Source organism: Silvimonas amylolytica (assembly GCF_014645555.1).
Taxonomy (GTDB): Bacteria; Pseudomonadota; Gammaproteobacteria; order Burkholderiales; family Chitinibacteraceae; genus Silvimonas; species Silvimonas amylolytica.
The window spans coordinates 48,450-65,744 of record NZ_BMLY01000008.1; the positions used below are offsets into that span (position 1 = coordinate 48,450).

General features: G+C 59.0%; 11 protein-coding genes. 7 read left to right on the top strand and 4 right to left on the bottom strand.

Annotated features, from left to right (window positions below):
- The first annotated feature begins 170 nt into the window (after nt 1–170).
- The 3 genes from IEX44_RS18550 to IEX44_RS18560 all read left to right on the top strand — a co-directional run bounded on the left by IEX44_RS18550 (nt 171) and on the right by IEX44_RS18560 (nt 1,698).
- On the top strand, nt 171–344 hold the full coding sequence (locus IEX44_RS18550) for a hypothetical protein (RefSeq protein ID WP_188697668.1): 174 nt from the start codon (nt 171–173) through the stop codon (nt 342–344).
- 111 nt (nt 345–455) lie between these two features.
- Entirely contained in the window at nt 456–1,046 is a 591-nt protein-coding gene (locus IEX44_RS18555; protein ID WP_188697670.1) for a DUF2185 domain-containing protein, read from the top strand.
- Between the two features lie 73 nt (nt 1,047–1,119).
- The gene (locus IEX44_RS18560) at nt 1,120–1,698 is read left to right on the top strand and encodes a hypothetical protein (RefSeq protein ID WP_188697673.1); all 579 of its coding nucleotides are present in this window, start codon (nt 1,120–1,122) and stop codon (nt 1,696–1,698) included.
- A 224-nt stretch (nt 1,699–1,922) separates the two neighbouring features.
- On the opposite strand, the gene IEX44_RS18565 is transcribed toward IEX44_RS18560, so the two are convergent.
- From IEX44_RS18565 to IEX44_RS18575, 3 genes are read right to left on the bottom strand one after another with little or no spacing between them, the layout of a single operon-like run.
- Entirely contained in the window at nt 1,923–3,452 is a 1,530-nt protein-coding gene (locus IEX44_RS18565) for an efflux transporter outer membrane subunit (protein ID WP_229679306.1), read from the bottom strand.
- Nucleotides 3,449–6,697 (bottom strand): efflux RND transporter permease subunit, encoded by a 3,249-nt coding sequence (locus IEX44_RS18570; RefSeq protein WP_229679308.1) that lies wholly within the window; start codon nt 6,695–6,697, stop codon nt 3,449–3,451. The genes IEX44_RS18565 and IEX44_RS18570 overlap by 4 nt, the downstream gene beginning before the upstream one ends.
- Nucleotides 6,694–7,899: an efflux RND transporter periplasmic adaptor subunit gene (locus IEX44_RS18575; protein ID WP_188697676.1), complete on the bottom strand. Its 1,206-nt coding sequence runs from the start codon at nt 7,897–7,899 to the stop codon at nt 6,694–6,696. The genes IEX44_RS18570 and IEX44_RS18575 overlap by 4 nt, the downstream gene beginning before the upstream one ends.
- A gap of 209 nt (nt 7,900–8,108) precedes the next feature.
- Between IEX44_RS18575 and IEX44_RS21205 the strand changes: the two genes are divergently transcribed.
- On the top strand, nt 8,109–8,762 hold the full coding sequence (locus IEX44_RS21205; protein ID WP_188697679.1) for a TetR/AcrR family transcriptional regulator: 654 nt from the start codon (nt 8,109–8,111) through the stop codon (nt 8,760–8,762).
- A 188-nt stretch (nt 8,763–8,950) separates the two neighbouring features.
- Entirely contained in the window at nt 8,951–9,397 is a 447-nt protein-coding gene (locus IEX44_RS18585; protein WP_188697682.1) for a hypothetical protein, read from the top strand.
- Nucleotides 9,398–9,476: 79 nt separating this feature from the next.
- Here IEX44_RS18585 and IEX44_RS18590 read toward each other — a convergent pair whose 3' ends face one another.
- Nucleotides 9,477–16,430 carry a beta-1,3-glucanase family protein gene (locus IEX44_RS18590; protein WP_188697684.1) on the bottom strand — a complete coding sequence of 2,318 codons (6,954 nt, stop codon included), beginning with the start codon at nt 16,428–16,430 and terminating at the stop codon, nt 9,477–9,479.
- 24 nt (nt 16,431–16,454) lie between these two features.
- Here IEX44_RS18590 and IEX44_RS18595 point away from each other — a divergent pair, with 24 nt between their 5' ends.
- Nucleotides 16,455–16,787 (top strand): hypothetical protein, encoded by a 333-nt coding sequence (locus tag IEX44_RS18595; protein ID WP_188697688.1) that lies wholly within the window; start codon nt 16,455–16,457, stop codon nt 16,785–16,787.
- A gap of 13 nt (nt 16,788–16,800) precedes the next feature.
- Nucleotides 16,801–17,289 carry a hypothetical protein gene (locus tag IEX44_RS18600; RefSeq protein ID WP_188697691.1) on the top strand — a complete coding sequence of 163 codons (489 nt, stop codon included), beginning with the start codon at nt 16,801–16,803 and terminating at the stop codon, nt 17,287–17,289.
- The last annotated feature ends 6 nt before the right edge of the window (nt 17,290–17,295 follow it).

Below are 17,295 nucleotides of genomic sequence, written 5' to 3' on the forward strand. Positions count from 1 at the left end.
GCCGCAGGGTTGCGGCAATAGAACAAAACCCCGCTGGCCTTGCCGCGGGGTTTTTTCATATAAATACCCCCGTCAGTCACATCTGACAAAAAGCCCCCGCAGCCACCGACGGCAGCCCATTGCACAAACAGGCACACTGGCCAGATCAAAAGCCCGAAACCGGAGGCTGCATGTCTTCTTTTGCGCTTTATCTCATTGGTGTGGTGATTGCCATAGCCGGCCTGGGTTACGCTGCCCATCTGGCCCACGTGCCTGATCACTGGCTCATCGCGGGCCTGATTATTGCCATTGGCCTTGGCATTGTGGGTGCCGTGCGCAACACCCGGTTTCGCGATCCACCGTAGCGGGCAGGCGCTTACCCAGCTCAAAGCCCGGAGAGGTGATCAATCCGGGCTTTTGTCTGTCTGCCATGCACCGTATCATCCTGCTCATTCATAGCAAACGGATGATCCGACATGGCCAACTGGTCTCTGGATGGCGCCGCCGCCGTCGCCGCGCAGTTCCCCTACACCTTCAACGCCCCCTCTGAAGCCGCACTACGCGCGCTGGTACCTGGCCTGCGCGTGCAACTGGGTGTCAAAGTCGCTGGCGGCACACAACCTTTGCCTGCAGCCGTGACCATCAAGCTGGTGTCTGGTGCGGGCCAGTTTGGTGGCACGTTCGATAGCCCCGTTACCGAGGCGGGCATCAGCAGTGGCGACTCCGTTGCCTTTGCTCACGGCCATATCCTGCGTATTGAGAACGACACCAGTGCCAACCCGCTGGCGAAATATCAGACCTACTGCCTCGTATCCAACGAGGTCATGAAGCTAAACCGCCCCGTGGGCTTTCTGTACCGTGAAGAATCCGACAGCAAGGAAGACAGCGGCTGGTGCATGACGGCGGGTGACGAAACTGAGGCGTACATGAACAGCCCGGCGAATGTCTCTTACGTGACACTGGGGGCACTGCTGAATATCGATGACTCGATTGTGAATCTGCTTGATTCGCCAGCAGGGTCGGAGTTTGTGCGCGTAGGCGATACACGGATGTTTGTAGCGCCTTGAGCCGGCACGGGCCTGAGCAATCGGGCCTCCACTGGCTGACCTCTTTCACAGATAACAATCAAAGGCCCGCTTGATGCCTCTCTTTCTGGTGTATTGGAGTGGACTGCTGCTCGCTCCTGCCGGCGGGTTTGTGTTGTGGTTACGGCCGCGCAAACAGCGCTGGTGGGTCTGGGCGCTCCCTTCGCTTGTTGTCGGTGCCGCCATTGCAGGCGGGCTTAGTCTCACCGCCCCGCTGGCCAATGCGCTGGTGCTGGTACTGGCTTACTGCAGCTACTGCGGTATGACGGCGTTACTGTTGCGCGCTCGCCCCTACGTGCTGCGGTTTCTCTTTGTTATTGCGATTCTTCCTGTCATTGGTGGTTGTTTGCTGGCCACCGTCGGCGCGCTGGGGCTAGGGTTTATCGCCGCAGATGAAGAAGCGGCGCCAGGCACTAGCCAGTGGATTACCCCGGATATCCAGTGCACGGGCAAACAATGGGGATCTGCAGGCAGTAGTGCCGGATACACCGTCACACTGTACCAACGCTACCCGGTGCTTCCGTTTTTACAACGCAAGCTCATCAGCATCTCCAACGTTTATGGCGACGTCACCCCGCACCCCGATGCAACTTGCGAAAACGCGCTCGTGCAATTCAAGAACAAATCCCGATGAGATGCCCTGGCTTCGCCACGATGGACAACCCGTTGGGCGAATCCAAAGCATTCGGCAACACCCCTTGAGCGCAAGAGCCTGTCGGCATGCGTGGACAGTCTTGGCGCGGCGCATCCCACGCCAACAGGTATTCCTGATTTCCGGGCACGCTGGTGGCAACAGGCCACGCCTCAGAGGCCCATCGTGGTTCGGGCCTTACCGGCAAAGGTGAGGCCCATAAAAACCTACTGCGCCACCGCCACCCCGGATGCGTCGTACGGCTCCGGCATCCGTATGCCAAACAAGCCATGTGGTTTCATCTCCACCGGCGGGTCCCCCATGGCATCAAACAACGCCGCCGTGTCATTCAAGCGCGCTGCGCGTGCGCGAACGGACTGGTTACGTGCCATGTACATTTGCTGACTGGCGGTCAATGTCGCGTAGTAAGGCGTCGCACCAAGGCGATACCGGGCCTGCGTGTCACTGGTCATGTCGGCCGCGGCACTTTCCGCACGCAGCGTCTGTTTAAGGGTGTTGGCGTCTTCTTCCAGCGAGACGAGGCTATTGGCGACACTTTCAAAGGCCGAGAGCACAGTCTGCTGATAGGCGGCTACAGCCGCTTCGTGCAGGTTTTCGTATTGATGCTTGCGTGCTACCAACGCGCCGCCATGGAAAATCGGCTGGGTCAATTGGGCACCCACACCCCAGATCAACCCGGCTGGCGAAGTAAATGTCGTCCAGTCAAAGCCGCCGTGCCCGTAGTTGGCCGACAGCGTCAGCGTCGGGAACATGGATGCAGTCGCTGCGCCGGCTTCGTCCGCCGTCGCCCGGACGGCAGCCTCGGCGGCCAGGATATCCGGGCGTTGATGGATCAGATTGCTGGGGATGGCAACCGGCACGTTGTGCGGCAGATTGAACTTTGCGAGCGGCAATACCGGTGGCGCCTGATCAGGTGCGCGCCCCAGCAGTACCGCTTGGGCGTGGCGTGCTGCCAGGAGTTGCATACGCAAGGGCGGCAAGGTCGCAGCCGTGTTGGCGGCGTCTTGTTCGGCGGCCATCGCGTCATCATGCGATGCGCTACCCAGCTCATAGCGGTCTTTCATTTGCTGGGCACGCTCTTCGCCCAACGCAACCATTTGCGCCGTATTGTTCAACTGTTCTTGCAGGGCAGAGACGTTGATTGTGGCGACAACAATGTTGGTCGCCAGCCCACGCCGGGTGGCGGCAAACTGGAACGCTTGCTGATCTACTTGCTCTGCCAGCGCCCGGTCGGCCAGCACCGAGGCGCCGAAGAAATCAAACGTATAACTGGCCTGGATTTGCGCCTCAAACACGTTGTAGAGAAAGGTTTCCTGACTCAACCCCGGCAAGCCCAGGCCGCGTTCACGCTGCGGCGCGAAGCCAACGTCGACGCTCGGGAACAAAGACTCACCAATCTGCGAGCGCAAGCCATCGCGTGCGGCTTGCAAGGTGCGTTGAGAGGACTTCAGCGACGGGCTGTTGGCCAGCCCTTCGTCCACCAGTGCGTTGAGTTCCGGGCAGTTGTAAACCATCCACCATTGCGGCACCGGGGCGCCGCCGACATCCAGTGTTTGCGCCGTGCCGTCGGCATCAAACGCAGCGGGTTGCGAGGCAATGGCATAGTGCGCCGGTTGCGGCATGACGGGCGGGTTGCGATCCGGGCCAAACGCGCCACATGCAGCGAGAGAGAGCGTCAGGCTGGTCAATGCCAGCGGTTTCAGGGTTCGGGTCATCAGTCTGGTTGAACGGATCATGATGCGTCCTTCTCTGCCGTTTCCGTGCGTTTCACACGGAACCACAAGGCGTACAACGCGGGCAGATAGAACAGCGTCAGCACCGTGGCGACGGTAATACCGCCCATCAGTGCCGTGGCCATAGGGCCAAAGAAATTGGAACGCAGGAGCGGAATCAGCGCCAGCACAGCGGCGGCGGCCGTCAACGTAATGGGGCGGAACCGTCTGACTGTGGCGCCGATAATGGCATCAAAACGCGGGTGACCAGACTTGATGTCTTGTTCGATCTGGTCCACCAGGATCACCGAATTGCGCATGATGATCCCAAACATGGCGATTGTCCCCAGCATGGCCACAAAGCCAAACGGCATATGGAACAGCAAGAGCGCAATAACCACGCCAATCAGGCCCAGCGGCGCAGTCAGCACCACCATCAACACGCGGCTGAAGCTCTGCAACTGCACCATCAACAACACCAGCACGGCGATCACCAGGATCGGCATCTGTACGTTGATAGAACCCTGCGCCTTGCCGTTTTCTTCCACCGCGCCACCGATCTCGATGCGGTAACCAATTGGCAAGCTCTGGCGCAGGCTATCGAGTTTTGGATCAATCGCGTTGGTCACGTCGATCCCTTGCGCACCATGCTGTACATCAGATTGCACGGTGATATTGGGCTGGCGATCGCGCTCCCACACGACGCCATACTCCACGCCGTAACTGAAATGCCCCAGCGCTGCCAGCGGCACGGCTGTGCCCTCTTGCGTCGGCATGGCCAGACGCTCGATCCGGGACGGATCAACACGATCACGTTCTGGCGCACGCAAGTCCACCGCAATCAGTTTGTCGCGCTCGCGGAACTGCGTGACGGTGTAACCCGAGAGGGACATCTGCAAGTAGTTGGCGATATCTTGCGACGACACATTCAGCGCACGCGCCTTGGTCTGGTCGACTTCGAAATGCACCGAGCGCTCACCAGGCTCGTCCCAGTCAAACTGGACGTTGGTGGTATCCGGGTTGGCCCGCATGATCTGCGCGACTTTCTCTGCATACTGACGCACCGTGCCAATCTCGGGGCCGGTGACGCGGAACTGCACCGGGTAGCCAATCGGCGGCCCGTTTTCCAGCCGGCTGATACGCGTGCGCACCGAAGCAAACTGATTGTGCAGAATGTCGGTCAGGTCATGCGCCAGTTTTTCGCGGTCATCAATCGATTTGGCAGTGATCACAAACTGCGAGAAATTGGGCGAATCCAGTTGTTGGTCCAGCGGCAGATAGAAACGTGGCGCACCAGCCCCAACGAAGTCGACGTAATGGTCGATTTCAGGCCGCTTGGCAATGATGCTTTCCAGCCGCTGCGCTTCACGCAATGAGGCGGCAAACGAAGCGCCTTCTGGCAGTCGCAGATCAACCAGCAACTCTGTGCGATCTGAACTGGGGAAGAATTGCTGCGGCACCAGCGTGAACGCGGCCATGGCGATGACGAACATCACCACCGTCACCAGCAACACCACCACGCGCTGCTTCACGCACCAGCCAATCACGTGGCGCAGCTTGCGGTAAAAGTGCGTGTCGTAGATGTCATGGTGTTCGGCATTGGGCCCGTCTTCGTGGTGACCAAAAGCGCGACGCGTCGGGTGCTCAGACAGTATCCGGTAGCCTAGCAACGGGATCACAATCACCGCGGCCAGCCACGAGAGAATCAATGCAATGGCCGAGACCTCAAAGATCGAGCGCGTGTACTCACCCGTGGCCGATTCAGCCAGCGCAATCGGCAAGAAACCAGAGACCGTCACGAGCGTACCGGTCAGCATTGGGAACGCTGTGCTGCTGTAGGCAAATGCCGCAGCACGCAGACGGTCGTAACCTTGCTCCAGCTTCACCGCCATCATTTCAACTGCAATGATGGCGTCGTCCACCAGCAAGCCCAGCGCCAGAATCAGCGTACCCAGCGAGACCTTGTGCAGACCGATGCCGAACATATGCATGCCCAGGGCCGTGGCGGCCAGCACCAGCGGAATGGAGATCACCACCACCATGCCGGTGCGTAAACCCAGGCTGATCAGGCTGACCACCAGCACAATGCCGATGGCTTCGGCGACCGCCTCGACAAAGTCATCAATCGAGTGCGACACCGCATGGGGCATGCTGGAGACCTCCACCAGCTTGAGGCCTGCGGGCAACTGGGCTTGCAGATGGCCCATTTCGCCATCCAGCGCCTTGCCCAGCGCGATCACATCACCGGTCGATTGCATGGTCACGCCAATGCCCAGCACGTTCTGCTGGTTAAAACGCATGTACTGCGCTGGCGGATCCGTATAACCCCGTTTGATGGTGGCAATGTCACCCAGGCGAATTGTGCGGTTGTTCACGCGGATCAGCGTATCGGCCAGCGTTTCAACGTCTTTGTACTGACCACTGGGGCGCACGAACACCCGATCATCGGAAGTGAAAAATGTACCTGCGGCCGCCACGGCGTTCTGTGCGTTCACCGCGTCGGCAATCTGCTGCGGCGTCAGGCCCAGTTTGGCCATCTGCGTGTTCGAAATCTCGACGTAAATGCGTTGTTCCTGGTCAGCAATAAAGTCGACCTTGGCCACACCGGGCACGCGCAAGAGTTCAGAACGCAGGCGCTCGGCGTAGTCGTGCATCTGGGCAAAATTGAAGCCATCCCCCTGCAGGGCATAGATGTTGGTGTAAACGTCGCCAAACTCGTCATTGAAGAACGGCCCTTGGACGCCTGGTGGCAGGGTGTAACCGATGTCACCTACTTTCTTGCGCACCTGGTACCAGGTATCGGGCACATCTTTGGCGGGAGCGGAGTCCTTGATATTGAAGAAGATCATGGACACACCGGGGCGCGAATAGCTGCTCATGAAATCCACGTTGGGGGTTTCTTGCAGCTTGCGCACAATGCGATCAGTGACTTCTTCTTGCATCTGGCGTGCGGTGGCGCCCGGCCAGTTGGTCTGGATCACCATGACCTTGAACGTGAACGGCGGGTCTTCCGATTGTGCGAGCTTGCCGTAGCTGAGCACGCCAAACAGCGTGATCAGCGCCAGCAAAAAGATCACCAGCGGCTGGTGATGCAGCGTCCAGGCAGACAAGTTAAACCGGTGGCTCGCCTCGGCAGGCGTGATCGGTGGTTCTTCGTGCTGCGGCTGAGGGTGATCCGGCGCGTGCGCCGCAGGCATGCCCGCTGAGGCCTCCTGCCGCGGCGTATCGGGGGCCACGTGCCGATCAGGCTGGTCGTGCGGCTCACTCATTGCGCAGCCTCCGCCGTCACTGCTGTGGCGGGTTGGCTGGCCTGGCTGTTGTCTCCCTCACCTTCAAATAGCGGTTTGACCGGTTTGACCTTCTCACCCGCAAACACGGTGTGCACACCGGCGAGCACGATCTGCTCACCATCTTTCAGGCCAGCAGACACGGTGGCCGTACGCTCACCGTAATCCGCCACGCTAACCGGACGCAGTTCCAGCGTATTACCTGGCTTCACCACCCAGACGGCCGGGTCTTTACCCTGATGGAAGATCGCAGTGGCCGGCACGCGGAAAGTGGCATCCGGGATATGCGCCACGGCGGCGCTCTTGCTCCCCGCCGGTTGCAGCATCGCATCTCCAGTCATGCCAAGGCGCACTTCCGGACCAGGATGCAGCAAGGTGAGCTTGACACGATAGGTACGGCTTTGCGGGTCCGCAGCCGGGGAGATCTCACGCACCTTGGCGTCGTAGTGTTTGTCTGGCAACGCCGCAAACGTGACCGATGCCGCCTGGCCGACGGCCATCTTGCCCAGATCACGCTCGGCCGCATCCAGGTTGATATCGGTATCGCCATTCCACGCCAGGCCATACACGGCCTGCCCAGCCTTGACAACCTCTCCGGTCTGGGCGTTTTCGCTGGTAATCACACCATCGTGATCTGCCATCAGCGTGGTGTATTGCAGATTGTTTTGCGCCAGCTTCAATTGCGCAGCAGCTTGATCCCGCGCAGCCTGAGCGGCGGTAAAGTTATCCTGGGTTTGTTCCAGTTGCGTGGTGGCAATCAGGTTGCGTTTGGCCTGCGCGTGATCCCGGTCCAGTTGCTGTTTGGCAAATACCAGCTTGTGTTCAGCGCCTTCCAGTTGAGCCTGGGCACTCGCGACCTGTTTCTGGGCGTCCGTGGGGTCTTGCCGGGCTACTACCTGGCCTTGGTGCACGGCATCGCCCAGGCGCACTGCGCGGCTGACAATCTGCCCATCAATGCGGAACGACATCACGTTGCTATAACGGGCGGCGACTTCAACAGGGTAATGCAACGCGCTGTCGCTATCGGGTGCAGTCTGGGCATGAACCGGGCCGGCCACGACCACTGCCAGCGGCGCTGGAGGTGGCTCGGCGTCTTTACAGGCGCTCAATGCCCCCGCCACAAGAAAGGCCAGCGCCAGCGAAAATGCGCGCCGGGGTACGGCGTGGGACAACGGGTCTTTCATGGTCACTGCCACTCCTGAAGTCGGATATCTACATCAGCTACTCATTTGTCATTGCATCCTAATACACACATGTATCTGAATACAACATCGGATTCTTGAATTTCTCGTGACGACTGCAATACTCGAAGTACCCGGCGCGGCTGCAAGGCTTTACCACAGCGCCCCGCCGCGCCTGTCAGCCCATTCTGACCGTGTGATAACATCGACTCATGACCCGTAAACGCCTCACCCGAGAAGAGAGCCGCGACCAGACGCGCCAGCGCCTGCTGGAGTCCGCGCAAAAACTCATTGCCAGCAAAGGGCTTGCTGCCTCAAGCGTCGAGGACATTACGGAAGCCGCCGGCTATACACGCGGCGCGTTCTATTCAAATTTCGATAGCAAGAACGATTTGTTTATCGAACTTCTTCGCAACGATCACCAAAAAGCCGTTGATGAAATGGCTGGCCTGATGGGTCAACCGTTGCCACCGGAGGAACTGCGCCAGCGCATCCGCGAGATGTACGCGCGCATGTACCGCGACAACGAATGCTTCATGAACTGGACGGAGGCTCGCATGCTCGCCGCGCGCGATGCACAGTTCCAGGTCAAGCTATCTGCCCTCCTCGTTGAAAAACGCGGTCAGGTCGCTACGATTATTTCGCACTTCTACCAACTGGCCGGTGCTACACCGCCTACCTCGCCCGAGGTTATGGCCATGGGTTTCATGAGCCTTGTCGAAGGCGTGAAACTGTTTATGCTCTCCAGCCCCAATGACATGAATATGGATGAAGCCGAAACCATCTTGACCCTGTTTGTGGATTCGATCATGGAACTGGCCATCATCAAGAGCCAGCCCGCGCTGTACCCGCCGCCCAAACTTTAGGCAGCGGATCAATGAAACCAGCCAAACCCTTGAAGTAAAAAGGGAACCTCTTTTTCTTGTAGCTGGTTACGGCCGCTTCAACAAGCCCCTGAGCCCCGTCGGCGCTAATCTCGCCGTTTATCCGTACGGATTTGCCACACTCACCCGGCCTGGCATTACCGCCCATGCCGCACCGGCAAAAGAAAATCATGAAAACAATCCTGACCCTTCTCGCCCTGACCTTCTCTACGCTCGCAGCCGTGGCATGGGCGATCGACGCCCCTGCACTAGCGCAGATCGAGCTGGCAACCACCCGTTTGAACAAGGCGACTGAACTGCTTAAGGGCACACCCAGCGGCACGGATGAAGAACGTACCCGCCAATCATGCAATGTGTATTACGTGGCCATCCAGGCGCTCAAGAGCATTCCCGGCACCAAAGACGCGGCATTCTCTGCCCTGCTGGATGCCGACCTGGCCGCGCACGATGCCGTTGGCGCCGCAGAGGGAAAGGCATACCGGTTGCATCTGGGCGCCTCACTGGATGAACAAGACAAAGCCCGCGCCGCGCTGAACAACGCACTGGAACATACGCAATACAACCTGGGGCTGAACAGTGCGGATTGCGAAAAGCTGGGGGTTCACCTGGCCAATTAGGTCTTCACGACGCGATCAGCCCAAAAGAAAAACCCCGCCGAAGCGGGGTTTTTGTTGCGCTCAACTTGCCAATCAACCCTTACCAGTAAATGCCAAATGCAGCATGTTCCGGTGTCGGCGACATGATGGTTGAGCTCTGGTTGGACACGTCGTCATAAGCAAAGCCATAGGCCAGGCCGCCGACGCTGTGGTTGTGCCAGAACTGCGCGTAGTAGTTGGCCGGTGCGCTTTGGTACCACGCAGACGGCGTCGACCACTTGGTCACGTCTTCCATGATGTGGCGGTTGAAGGCCGCGCAGATTTGCGCCTCCAGTGCCAGCTCAGTGCTATTGCCGGTTGCCAGCGTGCCCTTGCCTTCCAGAATGTCCTGGGTGGTGGGTTTGCTGACGTTGTAGGTGCCGCCGACATACGCGCCGTTATTCAGATTGACCTCAGTAAACACCATGGTATTGCCTTGTACCTTGCCGGCAAAGCGGCGGCTGCCGCCCCACATATCAACCGTCAGGGTATTGGTGGTGTACTGATTCCAGATCTGTGTCACGTACGCATCAAAGTAGTTGGCATTGGGCTGGCCCACATCAAACGAGCTCTTGCCCGGTGCCAGAATGCGCGGCAAGGCAGGCTGTGTGAGGTGGAAAGCAGCCGGGGTTTCATTCACAAACTCGTTGTAAATGGACGCCACCGGTTCACCCGTACCCGTTTGCATATGGAAGGTGGCATTGGCACCCCACACATCCACCATCAACGGAATACCAAACTCATCGACTTGTGTGGTGTTGATCCACAGGCCGGTGTCGTTATAGGTGAACTCATACCAGTCGTAATACACGTTGATGTTGGGGTCGGTCGGGTTCAACGGGTTTGGCCCGGCGAAACCGACGTTGCCGTTCACGTCAGACAAGATGGTGATGTACATCGGCCCACCCAGCGACACGAACACCCGGCCCGAATCCATCTTGGGCAACTTCAACAGTTTGGCTTGCGCCAGTGTGAAGAAGTAGTTCGAGTAGTTCTGGCCGTTTTTGCTCAGGTGGTTGGCTGCGGTGTTGTCAGACACTTTGGCGTCGGTGATCGTGCCATCCGGGCTGACCCAGGCGAACTGGCCGGTAGCCGGATCACGCCCGATGACAGCGACGTAGATCTGGTTATCGGCCCAGGCGCCACGCGTGTTGTTTTGCAGATCGATCCCCACAAAACCTGGATACACGGTGTACGACGGTGCTGCGGTACTTGCGTTCGCGGTCACCGCGGCTGCCGCGAGATTGGCACCCGCAGCGCTGTTCACCGTCAGTACGGCATTGGCCGATGTTGCTGAGCCGCTGCCATTGGTCACCACAACATCAAACGTCGCGCCGCTGTCTGCCGCAGTCGTTGCCGGCGTGGTGTAGCTGGCACTGGTCGCGCCAGTGATCACTGCACCGTTCTTGTACCACTTGTAGGTCAGCGGCGCGGTACCGGTGGCTGTCACCGAGAACTGCGCGGTGGCGCCCACGGTCACGGCCTGGCTAGCCGGCTGGGTGGTTACGGCTGGCGTATTACCGCCTGCGGCCTGGGTGGCATACACCTGGAACTCATACAGCGAGTAGCCATACTGCGTGCCGCGTTGCGTGCCATACATGCGGATATAACGACCACTCACAGTGGCAAACGAGATGTCCTCCGTACCGCCCTGCCCGTTGCTCTGGGTGTAGGCGGTGGTCCAGTTCTGGGCGTCGTTAGACACCTGAATCTGGTAGACCTTGCCGTAGGCAGCTTCCCAGTACAGGATCACGCGACCAATGCTCTGGGTAGAACCCAGGTCAATCTGTACCCATTGTGGATCAGCCGAGGCCGACGACCAACGCGTGGTCAGATCACCATCCGTCACGAAGGCCGCTTGCGAGAACGCCGGGTTTTCATTGCTGCTGATGGTGGCGGTCTTGCCCAGTGCCAGGTTGGTACCCGGGTTGCTGCCTGAACCCCCTGTCCCGCCCGAACCACCACTACCCGACGAACCCACGGTCAGCGTGGCCGCACTGCTGGTCAGGCTGTTGCCATTGGTATCAGAGATGATCACGGTGAACACGGCACCACTGTCAGCGCTGGCCGTGGCAGGGGTCGTGTAGCTGGCCGTGGTGGCACCGGCAATGTTCGCGCCGTTCTTTTGCCACTGGTAGCTCAGGCTACTGCCGGTTGCCACTACGCTGAACGTCGCCGTCTGGCCAGCGCTCACGCTCTGGTTAGCCGGTTGCGTGGTGATGGTCGGCGCTGCGGTCGAATAAATCTCGAATTCCCACAGCGAGTAACCATACTGCGTGGCGCGTGCTGTGCCGTACATACGCACATAACGCGCGGTGGCAGCCGTAAAGTGGAAGTCCTCTACCCCGCCGACACCCGCAGACTGGGTATAAACAGTGGTCCAGTTGGTGTTGTCGTTGGACACCTGGATCTGGTAGGCCGTCGCGTAGGCGGTTTCCCAGCGCAGGATGACGTGGTCAAAGGTTTTGGCCGAACCCAGATCAACCGCAATCCAGCCCGGATCAACAAAGGCCGAGGACCAACGGGTGGTGGTGCTGCCATCAAACGCAGCCGAGGCCGGTTCTACGGTCTGATTCTCGTAGCCGCTGGCAGTAGCCGGTTTGTTGAGTGCCAGGTTGATGGTGGTACCGCCGCCGCCCGAGCCGCCATTGACGGTCAGCGTGGCGTTGGCGCTGGTCACGCTGCCGCCTTGCGAGCTGGTAATCACCACCGAATACACCGCGCCGTTGTCAGTCGAGGTGGTCGCCGGTGTGGTGTAAGAGCCAGTGGTGGTCGTGGCGACCGCCGAACCGTTCTTCATCCACTGATAGCTCAGCGTACCGCTGCCGTTGGCCACAACGCTAAACGTTGCAGTCTGGCCGGCCGTCACACTCTGGTTAGCCGGTTGAGTGGTGATGGTCGGTGCCGGGGCCGAAGTCCCGGAAGTGCACAGCGCCCAGCCCGGGAAGTTGTTGGCAACGGCAACGCTGGCGTTACCAGCCGACGACACCCAGTAGGAGTACGTGCTGTCCTGGTTAGTCGAAGTCCAGGTATTCCACGGCGACGGGAACGCGCAAGAAGCCGCATTCGCACCGCTGATGGCCAGTGCTTCATCCTTGGTCGGCAAGCGCGTGTTCTGGCTAGCACAATAACCGGCCGCGACTTGCTGGGTGAATTGCGCCCCTTGCGTCGTGTAGGTGTATTGCGCGCGCTTCCAGGTCAGGCCGGTCTGGTTGTCATGCACATTGGCGGTATCAACGATGGTGTAACGCTCGTTGGCATCGCCGCAATTGGCCACGTTGTAGACTTCAAACTCATACAGCGAATACCCGTACTGCGTGCCACGCTGCGTGCCGTACATGCGCACATAACGGGCGCGGGCCGTTGGGAAGCTGAAGTCTTCGTTGCCGCCTGTGCCGGCAGTCTGCGTGTAAACCGTCGTCCAGTTGGCGTTGTCGTTAGACACCTGGATCTGGTACGCCACGGCATAAGCGGCTTCCCAGCGCAGGATGATGCGGTTAAACGCGGTCACAGCACCGAAGTCGATCGAAATCCACGACGGATCAACAAAGGCCGAACCCCACTTGGTGGTCGTGCTGCCATCCACCACGTTGGAAGCCGGGTTGCCTTGCTGGTTCTCATAACTGCTGGCCGCCGTGACCTTGCCCAGCGCCAGGTTCACGCCAGGAGGTGCCATGGTCAGCGTGGCGACGTTACTGGTCACCGAGCCAGCCACGTTGGTCACTGTCACCGTGTAATTACCCGCGTCGGTGTTCTGTACGGTCGGAATGGTGAAGGTAGCCGAATCGGTACCGACATTGGTGCCATTCTTTTGCCACTGATAGTGGAACGGCGACGAACCCGACACGGCCACGGTAAACGTAACCGGTTGCCCCGGAATACCCGTGATGTTGTTGGGTTGCGTGGTAATGGCCGGCACGCGGGCGGCATTCACCGTCAGGCTCACAGCGGCAGACGTCACCGTGTTGACCGGATTGGTCACCTTCACTGAGTACATCTCACCATTGTTGGCTGTCGTCAGCACTGGCGTGGTGTAGCTGGTGTTGGTGGCACCGTTAATGGCCGTGCCATTCTTCAGCCACTGATATTGCAGCGTTGGCGAACCGGTTGCTGCGACACTGAAAGTGGCAGTCTGGCCGGCATCGACATTCTGCGCAGCCGGGGCGGTCTGGATCACCGGTGCAGCCGCAGCAACGACGGTCACCGTTGCAGCGCTGGAGGTCACATTGCCCAGACTGTTGGTGACGGTCACCGTGTAGCTGGCGCCGTTATCACCCGAACCCGTCGCCGGGGTGCTATAGCTGGCCCCGTTTGCACCGGAAATCGCTGTGCCGTTCTTGTACCACTGGAACGTCAGCGGTGCTGCGCCGGAAGCCGTCACCGAGAACAAGGCAGGCTGGCCAGATGTGACCGACGTCGACACCGGTTGCGCAATGATGGACGGTGCGCTGGCTGGTGGAGTCGGGTGCGAGACAGCCTGGATGGTATAGCTGACCGTACCGGTTTGCAGACCTGGCGCCGTGGCCGTGATCGTCACCGAGCCGGCGGTAAATTGCGAACGCAGGGCGATCTTGGTCATGCCGCCTTCAACCTGCAATTGCGGGTCGCCCGGCGAGTGATAGGTCAACGGCTGGCCAGCGGTGACATATTGCTCGGACCCGCCCATATACGTGGCCGGGCCGCTCACCGTGAAGTTGATGTTGTCCGCGGCAGTCGGCACCAGATTGCCTTGGGCATCGACCACTTTGGCCACTACAAAGGCGGCATCAGAACCATTGGCGGTGACCGCGAAAGTCGTGCCATCCGGTTTGGTCAGTTCCGGCACCATCGTCAGCAAGATACGGTTTTCTGCGCCAGCGGTCGTCAGCGTGTCTGTCGCCTGTACGGCACCAAACTGGTCAAGACACTGCGCGGTGGCCGTACCCGCAACCCAGTTCACGTTCCAGTGCACCTGGAACGGCATTTTGGTGGTGCTTTGGGTCAGGTTGGCGCTGGAATCAGAGTTCCACGGATTAGGCGTCTGATCCGAACCCTGGGCGGTGCCATTGATCAGCAAACGCACAGACGGACAGTTACTGAAAGCGTTCACCTGGATATTGCCGGAGCGGTTCCAGTGGTGCGCCAGTTTGACCACGGGCTTGATGGAATAAGGCGTCCATGCAGCCTGATAGACGTAATACAACAGCTTGGGGAAGCGGTTCATGTCGACCATGGACGCGCCTAGCGAGCGAACGCCCGGCCCCGTAGTGCCTTCTACATAGGTGCTGCTCTCCCCCGGGGAATCAGCGAAATACCACTGCGCCATACCAAAGGCGTTGATGGCCACGCCTTTGCGCCAGTTATCCAGAAATGGCGCAGCAAAAGCCAGTTCATAGTCCCATGCCTGGCGGGCCGTACCGGCACCCCAGTATTCCGCACCCCACGCCGGGCTACCCGGATAGGTTTGCTTGGTCAGGACTTCGCACCCTTCCATCGTACAACCCAGAATGTCGCCATTGGCCGGATTGGGCGTGCGGTCAGACTGTGCACGGGTGTTGATCGGGTCCCACACCTTCGACAAGGCCTTGAGGCTTTGCGCAAAGGTGGTGTCCGTGGCGCCGTTGTCGGCTTCCCACGCCAGAATGGACGGATGACTGCGATCGCGCACGATCATGTCACGATGCAGTTCAGTCTTGAGCGTCTGCATATCACACGGCGGTGTGGTGCAGGCATTGGCAAAACCGTTTTCGCCATCGCCGCTAGGCTGGATGATGAAAATGCCCAAGGCATCAGCAGCATCGACGAACTCAGGGCTGGATGTCGAATGCCCTGGCCGCCACAGATTGCCACCCGCATCCGCCATCAGCTTCAGATCACGCCATTGCTGCTCTTCTGGCACAGACGTACCCAGCGCCGGGTAGTCATAGCGGCTGGAGCCACCCCACAGGAACATGCGATGCCCGTTGATACTGGGCAGGTCTTTATCCCAGGTGATCGTCCGGATACCCAGCGGGCTTTGCACCGAGTCCACCACCACGCCATTGATGCTGACGGTGTGGAACACCTTGTACATGTACGGCTTGCCGTAAGGGCTGTTGTTTGGATACCAGAGCGTGGGATTGTTCACCGTCAGGGTCTGGTCAAACAACGTGGGTTGCAACGCGCCGGTGCCATTGGGGCTGATGGTTTTCTGCGCTTGCGCACTGGCCACCACATTACCGGCCGCATCGACAATCTGGGTGGTCAGCGTCACCGGTTGCGCCGTCGTGCCCTCATTGAGCACGTTGGTCTGCACGTCGATGGTCGCCTGGGCATCTGTGGCGCTCACCGTCGCGACATACGTACCCCAGGTGTTCTGACCGGCATACACGTTGAGCGGAATATGGACCTTGTCCGTGATGTACATGTACACCGGCCGGAACAGACCTGCATCAGACTGACCAAAACGGAAGGCTTGAGAGAACCCGGGTGACTCGAAGAAGGTATCACCCTTGGCCACCTTCACCGCCAGCACGTTGTCTGAGCCATCAAACTTCACGTACGGGGTGATATCCACCATGAAGGGGATAAACCCGACCACGTGCGTCGCTTGCGGGTTGATGGCGCTGGTGCCGGGAATGAACGTGCCGTTGACGTACACCTGCACACCGGTATGTGCGCCTTCAAACTCCACCAGCACCTTGCGGCCGCTGTTGGATGCATCCAGCGTGAAATGCTTGCGATACCAGTTTTTGGTGCCATCCAGATCCCCTTCCCCACCACCGGATTCGGTGTTGATAAAGGTATCGAGCTGGTTGGCGGAATACGGAATACCGACCGAAAGCCACGACGAATCATCGAACCCGGTCTGCATGGCCGTAGCCGGGTCTTGATCCTTGATGTATTTCCACGGCGTTTCGCCGAGATTGATTTTCTGGCGCTCAGAGGGCGCTAGCGTCACCGCGTCAGCGGCGGGCGCACAGAGCCCTGTAAACACCGAAACGGCGACAAGGCAGCCTGCCAACCGCCTGAACGCCCTCGTTTCGTAAAGTTTCATGGACGACCCCTCGCATACTGCTTGATGGTGCGACAACGGGCGTACGCCGCCCCGAAAGAGGCGGTCAGCCACGTTGACGATCTTTTTGCACAGCCACAACACGAACAGGAACTGGAACTGGAACTGGAACTGGAACTTCGTCAGCAAGAACCGCTGACGCTACGACCAAACGAATACCGCGCAGCGATCCTGCGTCCCGCCCCATGCGGGCATCCGGATCTGCTTTGCGCGCCTTGCTCATCCCGATCTGATCTCGTCCGCCGCTTGAATTACTACTTGCGGCCAGATGCGGATCATGAAATTGATTTCATCTCCACCATGCGCTTGTGCGCACATATCGGCATGAAAAGCCAGTAAACCCCTGGCCCGCATGCACTTTTTTGTTTTGACGACCTGGCAAAATTTGAAATCGATTTCAAATCTGGCTACACCAAAATCGCCAAAGCAACCTCTTCCCTCACAATGCGCTCTCAAAGCATTTTGCACCAATGCGGTGCAACAAACAGAAGCATTGCAATTTTTTGGTGATTCTAAACCATCAAACTGCAAAAAAGTGGTCAAAAAACGTTCATATGGACGGTTTTTTCTGATAAGAGGCTTGCCTCAAACCACGAACGGCACTGTTAGCGTTATCAAGAATTGGTCAATATTGTTGAAAACGGTTTCAAAAAACATACAAAACGGTATGTGTTCAGCGCACTTCAAAACATCAAACCGTTTTGAGCAGAACAACCGGCAACGGTTGTCACGTCGCACGCACCGCCCGCACGAAAAACGGGAAGAAAACGCCAGCAAATCGCGTTCAATGAAGGCGCTGGCGGGCCCTGTTGCACCTGCGCATCAAACCATAACGACATAACCACCC